This is a genomic window from Candidatus Symbiothrix dinenymphae (genome assembly GCF_001431085.1).
Map to the genome: position 1 here is coordinate 1 of NZ_BBRU01000349.1, position 483 is coordinate 483.

A 483-nucleotide genomic window follows, 5' to 3' on the forward strand; every position below is an offset into this window, starting at 1 on the left:
TTTTTTTCATCCGGCTCCAATGCCAGCTCTTCCCCCTCTTCTTTACTTTGCTTGCGTCCTCTGTCGGAGGTCTCCTTCGATGGAGAGGCAGTTGCAACTTGTTTACTACTTCCGCAGCTCGTAGCTACTACGCCTGCGATCGCCACCGTAGCGGCGAGAATTAATGTTTTTTTCATTACTCTAAAATTTTTAATTTAAAATATAATTTACTGTTTATTGTTTCTCAATTCGGCATCCGTCTGCTTACGAAACTGTTCCGCATCAGAATCTATCCGCGCTCTTTCCGCATCGGACACGCCCTTCACCTTACTACTTCCGCAGCCCACAACCATTGCGCCTGCAATTGCTGCCGAAGCAGCGAAAATCATTACTTTTTTCATGCTTTTTTATTTTATTTTGTTGTGCGAGTTATGTGATATTCCCATCTGAGCTTTTTGCTCAAAATATGATTTGTATAAATCTTTGTGTGGCAAACTGTCGAAA

At 42.4% G+C, this 483-nt stretch carries 1 protein-coding gene; it reads right to left on the reverse strand.

What is annotated here, in order from left to right:
- Positions 1-206: 206 nt before the first annotated feature.
- The gene (locus ASC50_RS07195) at positions 207-380 is read right to left on the reverse strand and encodes a hypothetical protein (RefSeq protein WP_158648412.1); all 174 of its coding nucleotides are present in this window, start codon (positions 378-380) and stop codon (positions 207-209) included.
- Positions 381-483: the final 103 nt, after the last annotated feature.